This window comes from Microbacterium kunmingense (genome assembly GCF_023155745.1).
GTDB classification, from domain to species: domain Bacteria; phylum Actinomycetota; class Actinomycetes; order Actinomycetales; family Microbacteriaceae; genus Microbacterium; species Microbacterium kunmingense.
The window spans coordinates 25,161-41,558 of sequence record NZ_JAKNUS010000017.1 but is presented as its reverse complement, the minus strand read 5'-3'; the positions used below and the strand labels follow the sequence as shown (position 1 = coordinate 41,558).

At 66.4% G+C, this 16,398-nt stretch carries 13 protein-coding genes; 6 read left to right on the top strand and 7 right to left on the bottom strand.

Annotated elements, in window-relative coordinates:
- Positions 1 to 611: 611 nt before the first annotated feature.
- From MA875_RS17290 to MA875_RS17265, 6 genes are all read right to left on the bottom strand, one after another.
- Positions 612 to 3,590, bottom strand: coding sequence for a type I restriction endonuclease subunit R (locus tag MA875_RS17290; RefSeq protein WP_248243441.1), 2,979 nt, complete (start codon positions 3,588 to 3,590; stop codon positions 612 to 614).
- Positions 3,587 to 4,789 carry a restriction endonuclease subunit S gene (locus MA875_RS17285; RefSeq protein WP_248243440.1) on the bottom strand — a complete coding sequence of 401 codons (1,203 nt, stop codon included), beginning with the start codon at positions 4,787 to 4,789 and terminating at the stop codon, positions 3,587 to 3,589. Before MA875_RS17285 ends, MA875_RS17290 begins: the two co-directional genes overlap by 4 nt.
- The gene (locus tag MA875_RS17280) at positions 4,782 to 6,308 is read right to left on the bottom strand and encodes a type I restriction-modification system subunit M (protein ID WP_248243439.1); all 1,527 of its coding nucleotides are present in this window, start codon (positions 6,306 to 6,308) and stop codon (positions 4,782 to 4,784) included. The genes MA875_RS17285 and MA875_RS17280 overlap by 8 nt, the downstream gene beginning before the upstream one ends.
- Positions 6,309 to 6,721: 413 nt before the next feature.
- Positions 6,722 to 7,438, bottom strand: a complete 717-nt coding sequence (locus tag MA875_RS17275) for a class II aldolase/adducin family protein (protein ID WP_062633823.1) — start codon at positions 7,436 to 7,438, stop codon at positions 6,722 to 6,724.
- Between the two features lie 95 nt (positions 7,439 to 7,533).
- Positions 7,534 to 8,739: a thiamine pyrophosphate-dependent enzyme gene (locus MA875_RS17270; RefSeq protein WP_062633824.1), complete on the bottom strand. Its 1,206-nt coding sequence runs from the start codon at positions 8,737 to 8,739 to the stop codon at positions 7,534 to 7,536.
- Between the two features lie 273 nt (positions 8,740 to 9,012).
- Positions 9,013 to 10,467: an aldehyde dehydrogenase family protein gene (locus MA875_RS17265; RefSeq protein ID WP_062633835.1), complete on the bottom strand. Its 1,455-nt coding sequence runs from the start codon at positions 10,465 to 10,467 to the stop codon at positions 9,013 to 9,015.
- 265 nt (positions 10,468 to 10,732) lie between these two features.
- Between MA875_RS17265 and MA875_RS17260 the strand changes: the two genes are divergently transcribed.
- From MA875_RS17260 to MA875_RS17235, 6 genes are read left to right on the top strand one after another with little or no spacing between them, the layout of a single operon-like run.
- On the top strand, positions 10,733 to 12,175 hold the full coding sequence (locus MA875_RS17260; protein ID WP_228164524.1) for a Rieske 2Fe-2S domain-containing protein: 1,443 nt from the start codon (positions 10,733 to 10,735) through the stop codon (positions 12,173 to 12,175).
- A complete protein-coding gene (locus MA875_RS17255) occupies positions 12,172 to 12,762 on the top strand; it encodes a 3-phenylpropionate/cinnamic acid dioxygenase subunit beta (RefSeq protein WP_062633826.1) in 591 nt (196 codons plus the stop codon). The genes MA875_RS17260 and MA875_RS17255 overlap by 4 nt, the downstream gene beginning before the upstream one ends.
- A complete protein-coding gene (locus MA875_RS17250; RefSeq protein ID WP_085603657.1) occupies positions 12,759 to 13,103 on the top strand; it encodes a hypothetical protein in 345 nt (114 codons plus the stop codon). The genes MA875_RS17255 and MA875_RS17250 overlap by 4 nt, the downstream gene beginning before the upstream one ends.
- Positions 13,084 to 13,278: a ferredoxin gene (locus MA875_RS17245; protein ID WP_062633830.1), complete on the top strand. Its 195-nt coding sequence runs from the start codon at positions 13,084 to 13,086 to the stop codon at positions 13,276 to 13,278. The genes MA875_RS17250 and MA875_RS17245 overlap by 20 nt, the downstream gene beginning before the upstream one ends.
- Before the next feature lie 10 nt (positions 13,279 to 13,288).
- Positions 13,289 to 14,527 carry an NAD(P)/FAD-dependent oxidoreductase gene (locus MA875_RS17240; protein ID WP_062633832.1) on the top strand — a complete coding sequence of 413 codons (1,239 nt, stop codon included), beginning with the start codon at positions 13,289 to 13,291 and terminating at the stop codon, positions 14,525 to 14,527.
- Positions 14,524 to 15,363, top strand: coding sequence for an aldo/keto reductase (locus MA875_RS17235; RefSeq protein ID WP_005050739.1), 840 nt, complete (start codon positions 14,524 to 14,526; stop codon positions 15,361 to 15,363). Before MA875_RS17240 ends, MA875_RS17235 begins: the two co-directional genes overlap by 4 nt.
- A gap of 99 nt (positions 15,364 to 15,462) precedes the next feature.
- Here MA875_RS17235 and MA875_RS17890 read toward each other — a convergent pair whose 3' ends face one another.
- Positions 15,463 to 16,287, bottom strand: a complete 825-nt coding sequence (locus MA875_RS17890; RefSeq protein WP_005050741.1) for an IclR family transcriptional regulator — start codon at positions 16,285 to 16,287, stop codon at positions 15,463 to 15,465.
- Positions 16,288 to 16,398 lie beyond the last annotated feature (111 nt).

The window sequence follows — 16,398 nt, the reverse complement described above, 5'->3', positions numbered from 1 at the left end:
CCGAGCTCACCGCGACCACCCCCACCATCGACGAGGCGGTGATACTCCCCGAGATCACCGCCGCCTAAACTAACGACAGCTGATCATCGCAACGAAGCGAAAGACCACCACTCAAACGGACGCGGCCCTACCGGGAGTCGAAGGTCCGAGTCTCGGAACGGCACCGGCGCCAGGTTGTCGTCGAGATCACGTTCGCTTCCCCCCATGACCTCATCCGGTGGGAGGACAGTAAGGAGCGGCAGGCGCACCTGCAACAGGCCGTGCCGCTCACGATCGGGCAGGCCCGTCCACTGACTCCGGACGCCCTCACCGGTGCAATCCCGACGGCCGGTCCCGCGCGCCCGCGGTGGTGGACGGCGCGATAACGCTGCACCCGAGCGCCCCGCCGAGACGATCCGGCGGGGCGCTCCCGTGTCCACCCCCCGTGTAGGGAACGCTCAGAGTTGTCCACGCTGCAGCAGTGAACCCGCGGAACTCGCCGATGACATGTCCACGGCCACCGCCATTGAGCGCAGCTCGAAATGTCCGGACAGGGCGCGGAGCGCGGTCCTCGATCGCTCACTCAGGCAGCGCGCCTGGGGGGCGAAACTCCCATTCGCCGAGCGGTCTCGTCAGTAGTGCTTGAGGATGTAGGCCCATGCAGACTCGAGGGGCTCACCGGTGAGGGGCAGCTTGTACTTCTGGAACAGCTGCCGCAGCTGCCGGCGGATCGCCTTCTTCGAAGCGTCCTTCGTCGCCCAGTTCGGGTGCACTGCCTGCTTCACGAGGGCATCGACCTCGGCGACCACCTGCGAGACGAGGACCGTCATGCCTTCCGGGTGGTGCTCTTCGAAGATGCGCGTGAGCATGCCGATGTTCGGGTCAGGCAGATCCGTAAGGAGCCCGCCGTCGTCCTCGGTCTCGGTGGTCTTCAGGTCCGTGGCGACGCCGAAGAGGGTCGTGAGGAAGTCGATGGAGTCCTCCGCCGTCGCGATCACCCGCTGGCGGAGCTGGTCAAGCCGCTCGGCGATCGAGGAGTAGCGAAGCGCTCCGTCCCCGCCTCCGTCGAGCTTCCTCTGGATGCGGGCGGTGAGCGAGTCGAGGATCTCCTGTGCGGACTTCCCCTCGTACTCGGTCGGGACCGGCGGCAGGTGGCCCTTCTCCGACATCGTCCGGATCGTCTCGGCGTCGGCGATGACGACGGCGATGTTGCGGTCGGTGACGCGGACGTTCCGCATGTGCTGATGGACGAGCTCACGGGTCTTCGGGCCGAGGCGCTCCCACAGCAGATCGTCGTCGTCTGTCTCCGCGGGGATCGCGGCGTATACCTGCGCGTACCAGCGGTAGTCGTCCTCCCAGTCGTCCAGCACGGCGTCCGGGGCAATGGTTTCCCACAGTCCCTGGGCCAGCGAGAATTCAGCACGGAACTCTGCCCGGTCGTCGGTGTCCGCCGGCACACGCTCGAGCGCTGCCTGCAGCGAGTCCATGGATCCGTCGCGCGTGATGCCCACGAACCTTCTGCGTATCTCCTTCAGCGCCCCCGCGAGGGTGACGAGCAGCTCTTCGGTGTCGATCTGGCGGCCGGCGTGCTCGGGATTGGACGGCGCTATCGCCCTCGCGAATCCATCGCCGAGACCAACGTAGTCGACGATGGTGCCGTAGCTCTTCACAAAGCCGGTGTCCGGGTTCCGCCACGGCCTGTTCGTGCGGGTGATCGTCTGGAACAGCGTGTGGAGCTTCATCGGCTTGTCGAGGTAGAGCACGCCCTCGATGGGGGCGTTGAACCCGGTGCCGAGCTTCGCGGTGACGATGAGGAACTTCAGGGGGTCATTCACGTCCCGGAAGCGGTCCAGCAGTGCTTCCTCTTCCGCATCGCTGAGCTTGTACGGCTCGTATTCGCTCTTCCCCGTCGCGGAGATCACCACCGCGACCTCGTCTGCGCGGCCGTCGCCCGCGAGAGCGCCCCGCAGCGCAGCGTCGTAGAGAAGACACAGCTCTTGGTCGGCCACGACGATCTGAGCTTTCATGCCGAGCGGGTCGATCGACTTGTAGAAGTGATCGACGATGTCTGCGCTGACCGCGGCGATGCGTTCGGGGTTGTGGAAGATCGCGCGGGCGTTCGCGACGCGGCGGGCGTAGGACTCCTTCTGCGTCTCGGTCAGCTCTTCCTCGTCGGCAAGCAGGTCGAACGCCGCGTCGAGCTCGTCCTTGGCGATGTCGAACTTCACCGGGCGTGGGACGACGCGCATGGGCACCGTGGTGCCATCGGCGATCGACCGATCGGAGTCGTAGGTGCCGAGGGCCCACCCAGGGTCACGCTCGTCGCCGAACAGCTGGTAGGTGTTCCGGTCGAAGTCCGCCACAGGCGTGCCGGTGAATCCGTACCGGTGCGCGTTCGGAAGCGCAGTGCGCATCGCCTCCCCGAGGGAGCCCTCCTGGGTGCGATGGGCCTCGTCGACGAGCAGGACAATGTTCTCCCGCTCGGACAGCACCCCGGCGCCGGCGAACTTGTGCACGGTCGTGGCGATGATGCCGCGATGTTCCTGCTTCAGCGCTGTCTGGAGCGACGCGAGCGTCGCGGCTTTCACGGGCGTGGGAACGCCTGCCGAAGCGAACTGCGCGAAGGTCTGCGTCACCAGCTGAGTGCGGTCCGCGACCGCGACGATCGTCGGGTTGTGCATCCGCGGGTCGAAGTACAGCCGCGTGGCCACCCACGACATCGTGAGCGTCTTCCCGGAACCCTGCGTGTGGTAGATCAGGCCCCGTGAGTTCTTCTCGCTTGTGGCCCGGGCGACGATCTTCTCCACGGCCTCGTACTGGAAGTACCGCGGGAGGAGCTTGATCGTCCGCACAGCGCCGTCCGCGTCCTGCGCATCGAACATCGCGTAGTGCTCAATGAGGTTGAGAATCACCCGCGGGCTGAGCAGGCCCGTGATGCTCCTCTTCACCCGCTCCCAGCCCTCGATGGTCGCCGGCGCGTCCGAGGAACCCCACCGGTGCCAGTGCTCCAGAGGCGTCCTGACGCCGGCGTAGCGGAAGTCCTTGCCGTCGGTGGCGAACGAGAGCAGGTTCGATGTGAAGAACACGGGCTGGTGCACTTCGTACGAGGTGTGGATGTCCTTCGCTCCGGCCTTCCATGTCACTGTGCTGGAAACGGGTGTCTTGGTCTCACCGACCACGACGGGGATGCCGTTGATGAACAGCACAACGTCGAACCGGGCTCCCTGATAGGTGACCTCGTCGGAGACGATGAACGAGTTCTGCTCAGGGTGGGCGAAGTCGAACACCTCGTAGGGCTCGTCATGGTTCGTGTCCGGCATCATCACAGTCCCGCCCCCGCGCAGAAGCCGCGTGAAGGTCTGGTTCGCCGCCATGAGGCCCTCATCGGCGGCCGTGAGCGCCGCGCGGCGCAGATCGCTGAGCACAGCATCCGTGCGGCCGACGAGAGTCGGGTTCAGCTGTTCGATCGCAGCGCGAAGGTCTGACTCGATGAACACCTGGGAGGTCGACCTGGGCAGGTCCTTGCCGGGGATGTACGTCCAACCGGCGTCGACCAGCAGCTGCACGAGGGCAGCCTGCACTGTGTTCTTCTCGGTGTAGCTCTCGCTCACAGGGCCTCCTCCAGGAGAGCGTCGTACGACGCCGGAATCTCGTGCTCCCCTGAGAGCAGTACCGTCAGCAGGTTGCTCCGCAGCGTGCGAAGAGCGTGGGCTGTTTCGCGGGCGGCGTCGGCTACTCGGGACAACCCCGCGAATGCGGCGGCCTGACGTTCCTGTGTAGTCACATCTGGCATCGGAAGCGAGATCATTCGAGCCCTCGCTTGAGCCAGATTTCGCATGTCGGAACCCGTTGCGAGCGCGGCGATCTGCGCACGAGCGCCCCTGGTTCTCAGCATGGTGTTCAACCAATCGCCGGTCGTCTTACGCCTGTCTGGCACCAACCTGAACGTCTTGTCGCTGAGAAAGAGATTGCCGACGGTGGACTCCACGACGCATGTAACTCCGACTCGGTCGATTGCACCACTGGCTCGCGTCATGAGCAGGTCTCCGGCCTGAACGTGTGCTCGGTCTGGCATCTGAACGGACCCCGCGAGCGCTTTCGACTCCTCCTCATGGAAGCGGTCGTCGCCAATCGCACTGACTTTCAACACACCTACTTCGTCGTGACGCGGCGGTCGAGGCAAAGCGGCGGGGCTTGCACCCGCGACGATGTCGCTGAGTACGTCGCCAAGCGGAGTTGCATCGCCAACCACGCCGTCGGCGATACTCATCTTCGCAGCCGTTGCCGAAGAGCCCTCTCCCTCCGCAGCCTCCACAGCGTCATCGACGGCCGCGATCAGATCCACGATCCGTCGTTGCTCCCAGACCGGCGGCAGGGTGACGGGGATGTCGAGAAAGTCGCGCTGCTTCAGCCGACGACGCTCGGTAGTGCCAGTCGCCCGTGCCGCCGCCTCGGGCTGAAACCCGGGCGATTCGAAGAGCAGCTCGACGAACGCGCCGCTCGTCTGGGAGGTGTCAATCTCGAAGATCGGAAAGTCGTTGGTGACATGGCATCCGTCGACGTCTGCACCGGCAACCCCGAAGCTGGCCTTGGTCGCCCACATCCGGTTGTACGTCACGTCGCCCTCGCGCAGCAGAGTGAGCGCCCTCGTCTTAACTTCGCTGGCGGGGACGGGCTCGCGGGCGTAAACGCCTTCGGTGTACCAGCGGACACCGGCGTATCGAACCTCTTCGAGGTCAGCGACCTCCACGGGCCGTGCGATCTCCGTCAGGAACACACCTAGCGTCGTCTCCCGCCAACCGTCACGCATCGAAGCTGGCCTCCCTCAGGCGCAGGTCCAGGGCCGTGCGCGCAATGTCCATGCGTTCCTGTGCTTCGCGGAGCGCAGCCAGCGCTGCGTCGACGTCAGCCTCTGCTCTCGTCTCGGTCTGGATGTACCGGCCGATGTTGAGGTCGTAGCTCTTGCCTTCGATGTCGGCTCGCGGGACGAGGCTGACCGCGACACCGCCCTCACCATCTGCGTCCTCAGCGGTGACATAGCTCGAGGTGATCGCATCGACATCGTCGTCGCTGAGGGTGTTCTGGTTCTTGCCCGGCTTGAACCTCGCGCGTGCGTCGATGAACAGGACATGGCCCTGGCGCTCGACCGGCTTGCTGGCCCGGAAGATCAGCAGACACACCGGAATCGACGTCGAGTAGAAGAGGTTGTTCGGCAGCCCGATGACGGCCTCGAGGAGGTCGTTGTCCACCACCCAACGGCGCATGTCCGCTTCGCGGCCGCCGCGGAAGAGCACACCGTGCGGCATGACCACGCCCACGCGCCCGGTCTCGTCCCGCATGGTCGACAGCATGTGCTGAATCCACGCCCAGTCGCCGTTCTTCGCCGGCGGAACGACCCCGCCCAGGGCGCGCTTGTACTTGTCTTTCGCCCAGGTGCTCGACGGCCAGTTGTCCAGCGAGAACGGCGGGTTGGCGATGACCACGTCGAACTTCCGGAGCCTGCCGTGCTCGTCCAGCAGTTTCGGCTCCCGGAAGGTGTCCCCGCGCTTGATCTCGAAGTCTTCGAGCCCGTGGAGGTACAGGTTCATGCGGGCGATCCCCGCCGTGGTGAGGTTCTGCTCCTGCCCGTACAGCAAGAGCGACTCCGGGTTGTCGCCCGCGAGCTTCACTGCTTCGACCGTCTCGACGAGCATCCCGGCGGACCCGCAAGCGGGGTCGCAGACTGAGTCCCCGGGCTGCGGGGCGAGGATCTTCACCAGGAGATGCACGACATGCCGGGGCGTGAAGAACTCGCCGGCTTTCTTGCCGGAGGCCTCGGCGAACTCACGCAGCAGGTATTCGTACGCGGACCCGAGCATGTCGCCGGCCATGTGCGCCGGGTCGAGCGTGAGGCGATCGAAGACAGCCATAAGCGCCTTCAGGGCTGATTCGGGGATGCGCTCCGTGTTCGCCCAGTTCACATCGCCGAAGACGCCGGCGAGCTTGCCGGGGTTCGCTTCCTGGATCGCGACGAGGGCTCTGTTGAGCACTGCGCCGGACTTCTTCGTCACCTCGTAGGTGTCGTCCCAGTGAGCACCATCGGGGACGAGGAACGTCTGGTAGTCCTCGTCCTCGATCTCCTGCGTCCATTCGTCGCCGAGGTCGGTGATCGCCTGCTCGTGCCGGTAGTCGTAGACGTCGCTGATCCACTTGTAGAAGAGCACCGGGAACACGTACGCCTTGAAGTCACCCGGATCCACCGGTCCGCGGAGAGCATTCGCTGCTGCCCACAGGGCCTGCTCAAGCTCACGCTGTGTGAGGTGGTCAGGGTCCGCCGGGGCGAGTGTCATCGAAGAGCCTCCTAGTGTTCGCGGCGCCCTGAGATGTTCGGCCGGGGGCTGCGTTCACGCTATCGCGAAGCGGCTGCCCTCAAGTCGCGGCTACGTCGCTGACTGGCCGAGGTAGCGGAGCCCCATCGATCCGAGATCCACCAGAAATGTCCAGATGGACACACCGTGGACATTTCATCTGCGAAATGGACAACTCCAACCGGAACCTACACCCCGGCCCGTCAAATGTCCGACCCCCCCTACTACTGTTGTGTGTGTCAGATACACAACATGGCGCGAGCCGTTAGGCGCGGGCGGCGTGTGCCGGCATGCCGGACCGCCCCACCAGGGGCGAACGGCCGGCTTCGCCGACGCGATGACGCGCCGGCCGCGAGCGGGCGGATTTGCTCAGCGCGCCTGGAGGAGGCGCGCTTTCAGACGCTCTCCCCGCGCCTGGCGTTGGCTCTCCAGATCTCCCAGGCCCTCGTGAGCTGCCCGTTGTTGGATTCCGCGGCCGCGGCGCCCTCTTCTGCGGTGAGGGCGGTGTAGCCGCCGAGCTGACCGGCCGTCACCTGTGCTCGGGCGTTGAGGTCCGCGTAGACCGCGCGGGCGACCGCCTGCGGGATCGAGTCGCCCACGGCGACGAATCCGTGTCCTCGCATGAGTGCGACCGCCGCGCCCCCGAGGGTCGCAGCAAGGTCCGCGCCGAGCGAACCGCTGCGGATCAGCAGGTCGCTGGAGGACCCGACGCTGTCACGGATCTCGAAGACCGGGACCGCTTCGCCGAGGAAGCCCGCCATGTGCCACACCGCCTGCAGAGGCGTCCTGGAGATGCTGAAGGGCACCATCGACGCGGAGTGGCTGTGGACAACGGCCTGGACATCGGCGCGTGCCCGGTAGATCTCGCCGTGGATGAATCGTTCGAGATAGCTCGGTCTGTCGTCCGCGGTCGTCCCGTCCAATCCGATCACCTGAATGTCGTCGGGCGTGACGAGGCCGGGGGCCAGGTTTCTGGAGATGAGGAACCTGCTCGGGTCGTCGGGGTCACGGACGCTCACGTGGCCGAAAGCATCGAGGATGCCGTGGCGGACGAGAATGCGATTCGCATCGACGAGATCCTCTCGAACCCCTAGTCGATCACCAGTTGACATCCTTCATCGCTCCCTACTGCAGACGTACGTGTCGCTGTCAGCCCGAACACGCGGCTCACTCACCGTATACGGCGCTGTCACTCCTGCTCGACATCTCACGCGAACGCCTGCCCGAAGACCCGGACATCGCCCATCGCAGACGCGACCTGGATCAGCGTCGGCCCATCCTCGGCGAACGCGGCGGCGAACGCGCTCTCGAGCTCCTCCGGGTTGGACGCCCGCCAAGACTTCAGTCCCAGGCTTCGGGCGTACGATGCGTGGTCGATCGGGGGCCGGAAGGTCCAGCGCATCGCATCCTCTGCGCCGGGCTCTCCGAGCGAGCTGCCCATCGCTCCCGTCACGGTCGCGACGTCCCGCCAGCCCCCGTTGTCGAGGACGAGGTAGACGACCGGAACGTCGTACGCGGCAGCGGTGTGGATCGCTGTGGAGTTGAACATGAACCCGCCATCGCCGAGGACGGCGATCACTCGACGATCGGGACGAGCCATCTGGATGCCGACCGCCGCCGGCGCGCCCCAACCCTGAGCACTCGCCTTCCCCGAGAGGCCGAAATACGTCCACGGTGCGCCATAGTCGACGAGTGTGTCGATGAAGCCCTCCGCGGATCCGCACTGGTTGACGACGATCGTCTCGGAGCCGCCGAGGCGATGGATGAGGTCCGCGATGTGGGCCGCCGATACCGCGCCATCAGCCTCGCCGAGCAGGCGCGACCGCAAGGCTTCGCGGCCCGCTTCCCAGCGCTCTCTGAGCCCTCGCACCCGCCCGCCCGAGCTCACGGGTACCGCTCCGCCTTCAGCGAGGCGATCGGCGACCGCATCGAGCAGGCGCCCGGGGTGGCTGAGGATGCCGACCTGACCTGCGTACTGCCGGCGCAGAGCGAGCGGGTCCACGGTGACCTGCACCACGAGGCTGTCACCGAAATCCGGCAGGGGCATCGCCAGCCCCTCGGTGAGCTCGGCGCCGAGGAGGACGACGACGTCTGCGCCCTCCAGTGCAGGGCTCGATGCGGTCAGCTTGCCGACGTACCTCGGATTGGTGTTCGGGAAGGCGAGGTCGGCGCCCTTGATCTCCCCGAGCACGGACGCGTCCACCAGGTCGGAGAGCCTTTCCAGCGCGGCAATCGCACCGTACCGCGCGACCTCTGTCCCCACCACGATGACCGGACTGGCCGCCGTCCTGAGAATCTGGGCGAGACGCTCTACCGCATCCGGATCGAGCGCCTCATGCAGATACTCGGTCACCGGTCCCGGGGTGAACTCGATCTCCTCTTCCAGAAAGTCCATCGGAATGCCGAGGTGCACCGGACCGTAGGGAGGGGTGGAAGCGATCTGGAACGCTCGCTCGAGGAACTCCGGAAGCCGCTCCGCCCGGGGGATCTCAGCCGACCACTTCGTGTACTGCTGTGTCGCCTCTGTGATGGCCCGGGGAACGTTTTCGGCGCCCAGGCATCCCTGCAGGCGGCCTTCGCCTCGACGGGGTTTGCCCGAGGCTGACGGGAACAGCGCCTCCCAGCACCGCCGGCATGGATCGCGCCGCGCTTGCTGCGACGACGTACAGCGCGCAGCGCTGCCCCCCTACGAGAGCAGAACGGTCACGGTCTTCGTCTCGGTGTACGAGATCAGTTCGTCGAGGGACTCCTCGCGGCCGATCCCCGAAGCCTTCACCCCTCCGAACGGCAGTCCCCAGAAGTGCCGGCTGCCACTGTTGACGAGGATGTAGCCGGCCTCGATCTGCCGGGCGACGACGTGGGCGCGCGTGACGTCGCGCGTCCAGATGCTCGAGGTGAGCCCGTACTGGACGCCGTTGGCGATCCGTACGGCCTCCTCGTCGGCGTCGAAGGTGGTGACGGAGAGGACGGGGCCGAAGATCTCGTTCTGCTCGACGAACGACCCGGGGCTGACACCGGTGAGCAGCGTCGGCTCGACGAACCACCCCTCATCGAGGCCGGCGGGACGGCCGCCGCCCGTCGCCACGGTGGCACCCGCCTTCCTGCCTTCGGCGATGGCGCTGATGGACTTCTGGAACTGTGCCTCCGACACGAGCGGGCCCATGTCCACGGACGGGTCCAGCGGGTCTCCCACCCGGATCGCGGCCATGCGCTCGGCGACCCGGCCGATCACTTCGTCGGCCACCGAGGAGTGCACGAGCAGGCGGCTCGTCGAGCCGCAGCTCTGTCCGGCGACCCACGTGAAGTTCATACCCGCGACGGCACCGGCCGCAGCCGCCTCCAAATCGGCGTCGGCGAAGACGATCTGAGCGTTCTTTCCGCCCAGTTCGAGCGACACGTGCTTGACTCCGGTCTCGGCTGCATCCCGCTGGATCGATTGCCCCGTCGCGGTGGACCCGATGAAACCGATCCGGCGGACCTCGGGATGACGCACCAGCGCGCGTCCGGTCACCGCGCCGCGACCGCTGACGGTGATCAACAGATTGTCCGGGAGGATCCCGACCGCGAGCTCGGCCAGGCGCAACGAAGACAGCGGCGTCTGGTCCGGGGCCTTGAGGACCACGGCGTTGCCGGCGACGAGGGGCGCGGCGACCTTCGCCGCCGCGAAGAAGAAGGGATGGTTGAACGCACCGATACGCGCGACCACTCCGTAGGGCACCTGCATGGTGTAGTGGAGGTTCGTGCTCACCGGAATCGTCCGGCCACCGAGGTCGAGCGCCATGTCGGCGAAGATCTCCATGAGTTCCGCCGCCGCGTCCACATCGCCCCTCATCATCGAGAGGGTGAACCCGCCGTCCAGTGCGTCGAGAGTGGCGAGCTCCTCACGGTGCTCTCGGATCGTCGCAGCGAGTTGCCGGATCACGGCGGCCCGGGCTCGGGGCGGCATCGCGCCCCAGGCCGGCTGCGCAGCCTGCGCCGCCGCCACCGCGCGCCCGACCTCCTCCTCGGAGAGGTCGGGGGCGGAGGTCAGGGGACGCCCGGTCGTGGGGTTCTCGACCTCGTAGCGCGCGGCACTGGCCCACGGCTTGCCATCGAGAGTGACGGTCCATTCCCGGTCTGCGACATCGGTCGACGGGCTCATCATTGACTCCTCGTTTCCAGCAGAAGCGGTTTCTGTGTTCCAGAGGAGCATGCCCACCCTCTGGGACGGGAGGATGGTCCTCGCAGCCGCGACGCATCGCCTCCTCCTCCGAGCGCGGCCGCGAAGGCCTTCCTCGGGCCCACTTGACGTAAGGCGCGCGTGTGTGGCAGAATCAATTTCTGCACATCAGAAACTATGCCTCGGCCCGCTTCGACGTGCGACGTCGGAGCGGTGTCGAAGCATTACACTACGGATAGGCGCGACGATGAGCACTTCCAGCATGACGATCTACGACGAGATCCGTCGCGGAATGATACCGGCGTACATCTACAACGACGCGGAGATCTTCGCGCGCGAACGAAAGAACCTTTTCAGCCGCGCCTGGCTGTTCGTGGGCCACGAGTCCGAGATTCCTCAGGCCGGCGACTACGTCGTCCGGCGAATACTCGACGACTCGTTCATCATCGTCCGCGACGAGAAGGGTGAGATCCGCGCCCACTTCAACATGTGCCTGCATCGCGGCATGCAGGTCTGCCGGGCCGAGATGGGGAACGCCTCGCACTTCCGCTGCCCGTACCACGGGTGGTCCTACCGCAACGACGGACGCATCGTCGGACTCCCCTTCCACGAGGAGGCCTACGGCGGCGAGGCCGGGTTCAGCCGAAAGGGCGCACGGCTCCTGCCGGCGCCGAACCTCGGTATGTACAACGGCCTGATCTTCATCAGCATGGACCCGGATGCGCCGAGCCTCGAGGACTACATCGGCGACTTCAAGTTCTATCTCGACTACTACACCCGGCAGAGCCCCAGCGGCATCGAGCTCCGGGGCCCGCAGCGGTGGCGCGTCAAGGCGAACTGGAAGATCGGCGCCGAGAACTTCGCCGGCGACATGTACCACACGCCCCAGACGCACACCTCGGTCGTCGAGATCGGGCTGTTCCGCGAGCCGAAGGCCGAGAAGCGCAAGGACGGCAACACATACTGGGCCGGCAACGGAGGCGGCACGACCTACAAGCTCCCGCCGGGCACGCTCGAGGAGCGGCTGCGGTACGTCGGCTACCCGGACGAGATGGTCGAGCGGATGAAGGCGACCTGGTCTCAGGAGCAGCTCGATGTCATCGGCCGCGACGGGTTCATGATCTCCGCGGCCTCGCTCTTCCCGAACATGTCCTTCGTCCACAACTGGCCCAAGGTCGAGGAGGGTTCGGACGAGGACGTGCTCCCGTTCATCTCCATCCGGACGTGGCTTCCGATCAGCGAGGACGAGACCGAGGTGTACTCCTGGTTCGCGGTCGACGCTGAGGCTCCGGAGGAGTTCAAGGCACTGTCGTACAAGGCCTACCTGATGTGCTTCGGGTCGACGGGCATGTTCGAGCAGGACGACGTGGAGAACTGGGTCTCGCTCACGAACACGGCGAAGGGATCAATGGCGCGGCGCCTGCTCCTGAACAGCCGCATGGGCATCCTCAAGGATGGATCGCCGGTCGTCGAGCCGCTCGGCCCCGACCAGTTCGCCGGCCCCGGCGTCGCGCACGTGGGCTACGGCGAGTACAACCAGCGCCATCTGCTCCACCGCTGGGCGGACTACCTGGAGTCGGAGTACGAGGGCGTCGACTTCCGTGCCCTGTCGATCGGCGGCGAGCCGCCACTGGATGTCGAGCCCCGACCTGCGGGCATCACGAACAATGGTCAGAAGGTGGTCCGATGATCGAGGAGACCGGCAAGGCAGTTTCCGAAGTCTCCCGGCTTCGCAAGTCGTCAACCCTCGCCGACCGGGTGGGCTCGTCCCTGCCCTTCACGAGCGAGCTGCACGCCACGATCCATCGCTGGCTCGTCGAAGAGGCCTACACTCTCGACCAGCAGCGGTATGAGAGCTGGCTGGACATGCTGACGGAAGACATCCACTACGTCATGCCCGTCCGCGTGACCACCGCACTCGGCACGCCCTTCAGCACGTCCCCCGGGATGGCGCACTGGGACGAGAACAAGTACTCGCTCAGCCGGCGCGTCGCACGGTTCCTTACCGAGCATGCCTGGACCGAGGACCCTCCGTCCCGGCTGCGTCACTTCGTGACCAACGTGCGGGTGTTCGAGACCGACGTGCCCGGCGAGGTGCTCGCCGACTCCGCGATGCTGCTGTTCCGCAGCCGAGGAGACGTGAACGAGCCGTCGATCATCTCCGCCCACCGGGAGGATGTGTTCCGTGACGTCGGAGGCGAGTACAAGCTCGCGCGCCGCGTCATCCTCGTCGACGAGTCGGTGCTGCGCACCCAGAACCTGGCGATCTTCCTGTGACCCTGGAGTGGGAAGGCGCCGACGTCGATCGGGCCGCCGCGATCGCCGCCGCCGAGGAGCGCGCACGTTTGGTCGCGCGCACCGTCGGCGAGCCGCTCACGATCGCCAACGAGTTCTCTGAGATCACGGTGAGCCGGGTCGAGACCCGCAACGGGACGCGTCTGCTCATCGACTCTCCGAAATCCGGACAATGGATCGCACTCGACCCGCTCGAGCTGGAGGCGCTCACCTGGCAGACCGTCCAGACGTTCTCAGCGATGATCGGGTCGCCGTACGCGCCCGTGTTCCCCGACCCCGACCCATCATCAACGAGGAATGACCATGGCCACGGTGAAGGCTGACCTCTCCCTCTGCCAGGGCTACGCGAACTGCGTCGTGGCCGCGGGAGACTACTTCGACATCGACGACGACGGCAAGGTCGTGCTCTTGCAGCTCGAGGTGCCGGACGCGGAGCGCACTCGCGTCGAGGAAGCCGCCCGAAGCTGCCCGGTCTCGGCGCTGTCTGTCGAGGGTTGAGCCGATTCGCATGTCTCACGTCGTCGTCGTCGGTGCTTCCGTCGCCGGAGTCAAGCTCGTACAGAATCTTCGTTCGGAGGGGTTCACCGGCGCGATCACGCTGGTGGACCAGGAGAGCCATCCCCTCTACGACCGTCCCCCGCTGTCGAAGAAGTACCTCAGCGGCGCCGCATCCGACCCGGAGATCGCGCTGACGACGGCGGAAGCGCTCGAAGGCCTGCGGGTCGAGACCCGTTTCGGCGTCGCCGCGACCGAGCTGGATCCTGCCGGCAAGACGCTGACGCTCGCCGACGGCAGCGAGCTGACCTACGACATCCTCGTCATCGCGACGGGTGCCCGAGCTCGCCGAACCCCGTGGGCTTCCACTCCCGGCGTCCACGTGCTGCGTACCCGCGCCGATGCCGACGAGCTGCGCAAGGAGCTCGTTCCGGGCCGCCACCTCGCGGTGGTCGGCGCCGGATTCATCGGCGCCGAGGCGGCCGCCACAGCGCTTGCGGCCGGTGTCAAGGTCACCATCATCGAACCGATCGGTGCTCCGATGGGCCGGGCGATGAATATGGAAGTGGGCGGTATCTTCGCGGAGAAGTACCGCAGGGAGGGTGCTGAGCTACGCTTCGGCGTCTCCGTCGAGAACGTCGAGCGCACGGGTGACCGCGTCCAGGTCACGCTCACCGATGGCGCGACGCTGGATGTCGACGCTGTCCTGCTCGGTATCGGAGCGGTCGTCAACACGGAGTGGCTCGAGTCGTCGGGCCTCGCGCTGGATAACGGTGTCGTCTGCGAAGGCACGCTTGCCGCCGTCGGCGTCTCCCACGTGTATGCGATCGGCGACGTGGCACGATTCATGAACCGACGGCATCCCGACCCGATCCGGTTGGAGCACTGGACGAGCGCGACGGATCAGGCGCTGATTGTCGCGCATAACATCGCTCACCCGGATGACCTGCGCAGCTACGACCCGACGGAGTATGTGTGGAGCGACCAGTACGACTGGAAGATCCAGATCGTCGGGCATACCGGATCTGATCACTGGACGATGGTGGGCGACCCTGCGCAGGACCGCTTCGCCGTCGTGTACGGCGAGAGCCAAGGGCAGGCCGAAGGTGCCGTCATCGTGAACTGGCCGCGTGCCCTCGTCGACGCCCGCCGCTCGGTCGCCTCGCGAGCGAAGGCGGACGAGCTGATACATCGGCTGCGCGCCCTCCTCGAGCCCTCGAGCACGGCTCCGGCGAAGGCGGCCGCCCGATGAGAGCTGACGACACCACCCTCCCCCTCCTGCACGGTCACCGCATCCCGCGAATCGGGGTGGGCACGTGGCCACTCACGGGAGACGAGTGCGCAACGATGGTCGAGAAGGCGGTCGGCTACGGTTACCGCCTGTTCGATACGGCGTACAAGTACGCGAATGAGGAGGCCGTCGGTGCCGGTCTGCGTGCATCGGGCATCCCTCGTGACGAGGTCTTCATCACGAGCAAGTTCAACAAGGAGGACCACAGCGTCGAGGGAGTGCAGCGCGCGTACGACCGATCGCTGAAGACCCTTCGCGTCGACTACCTCGATCTGTTCCTGATCCATTGGCCGGTTCCGGCCCTCGACCGATACGTCGAAGCGTGGAAGGGTCTGGTGAGACTGCTCGAAGAGGGACGAGTGAAGGCGATCGGCGTCTCCAACTTCAAGTCTCACCACCTTCAGCGCGTCGTCGACGCGACCGGTGTCGTCCCCGACGTCGATCAGATCCAGCTCAGCGTCGACATCGCCCGTGTCGAACAGCGCAGCTTCCAGCGCGCTCACGGCATCCTGACCGAGGCGTGGAGCCCGCTCGGACGCGGAGGAGCCCTGCTGTCCGATCCCGCGGTGACCGCGATCGCGTCGAAGTATGACAAGTCGCCCGCACAGGTCCTACTGCGCTGGCACATCGAGGAAGGGATCGTTCCCGTCCCGCGCGCCGGCGATGAGAAGCATCTCGCGCAGAACATCGACGTCTTCGATTTCACGCTCAGCTCGGAGGATATGGCGACGCTGAGTGGGCTGGATCAAGGCGAAGAAGCCGCCCGCGACCCGGACGATCCGGCCAACGGGCACTGAGGCCCACGGCGGCGGGTCGGTCGCTCCCGCAGCCACGCTCATCAGCGGCGTGTTCGCGTGCGCAGCGCATCCATGGGCGCTACGACGACCCGGGCCGGTTCACCCCAACAGTTCGGCGAGGCGGATCGCGGCGTCCTGCAGTGACCGCGCTAGGGACTTGACCTTGCCCGGCGGTAACCGCTGCACGGGCGCGGAGGCGTTGATCGCCAGTCGCAGTCCCGACGAGACGTGGACCGGGACCGCGACGCTCGCCACGCCGTCCTCGCTTTCCTGCCGATTCACGGCATAACCGTCCAGTCGTGTCCGAACCAGTTCGGCGACGAGTTCGTCTCGGGAACGTATGGAGTTCGGTGTGACGATCTCGAGCTGCTCGTCCGGGTACAGCCGGAAGAGCTGCTCGTCGCTCAGCTCGGCAAGCAGCGCCTTGCCGGTCGAGGTGCAATGCGCCGGCAGGGTCTTGCCCAGTCTCGAAACCACGCGCACGGCCACATCGGGCTCGGCAACGGCGAGGAATCGGACATGGTTGCCCTCGAGCGTGCCCAGGTGGCAGGTCTCACCGAGGGCGGCGCTGAGGTCCTCGAGGATCGGCTGCGCCAGTCTCGGGACATCCATCCTGCGCAGCACCGAGAAGGCCACCGTCGTCAGCGCCGGGCCAGGGCCGTAAGCCTTGGTCACCGGGTTCTGCCGCACGAAGCCGCGCCATGCCAGCATCGCGAGAAGTCGGTGCGCGGTCGAGGTCGCCACCCCGAGGAGGGCACCGGCGTCCGTGAGCCGCAGCTCGTGCTCCTCACCCAGCAGCAGGATCAGCTTCAGCGCGTTGTCGACCGACTCGATCGGATACTGGGGTGGATCGCCCGGCGACCCGAGCTGTCGATTCTGCACGGCAGAAAGCTTACTTGCAACGTGGGCGCGCTCCTCCTGCACCGCGCGCTCCGATGCCGACCCGACAGGCGGGAGGATCGTCTCCGCGGTGCCACTGCAGCCCGTGCCACCCCACGCCGCCCGCGTGGCTCCCTGTGACGGCCCCGACGGCCC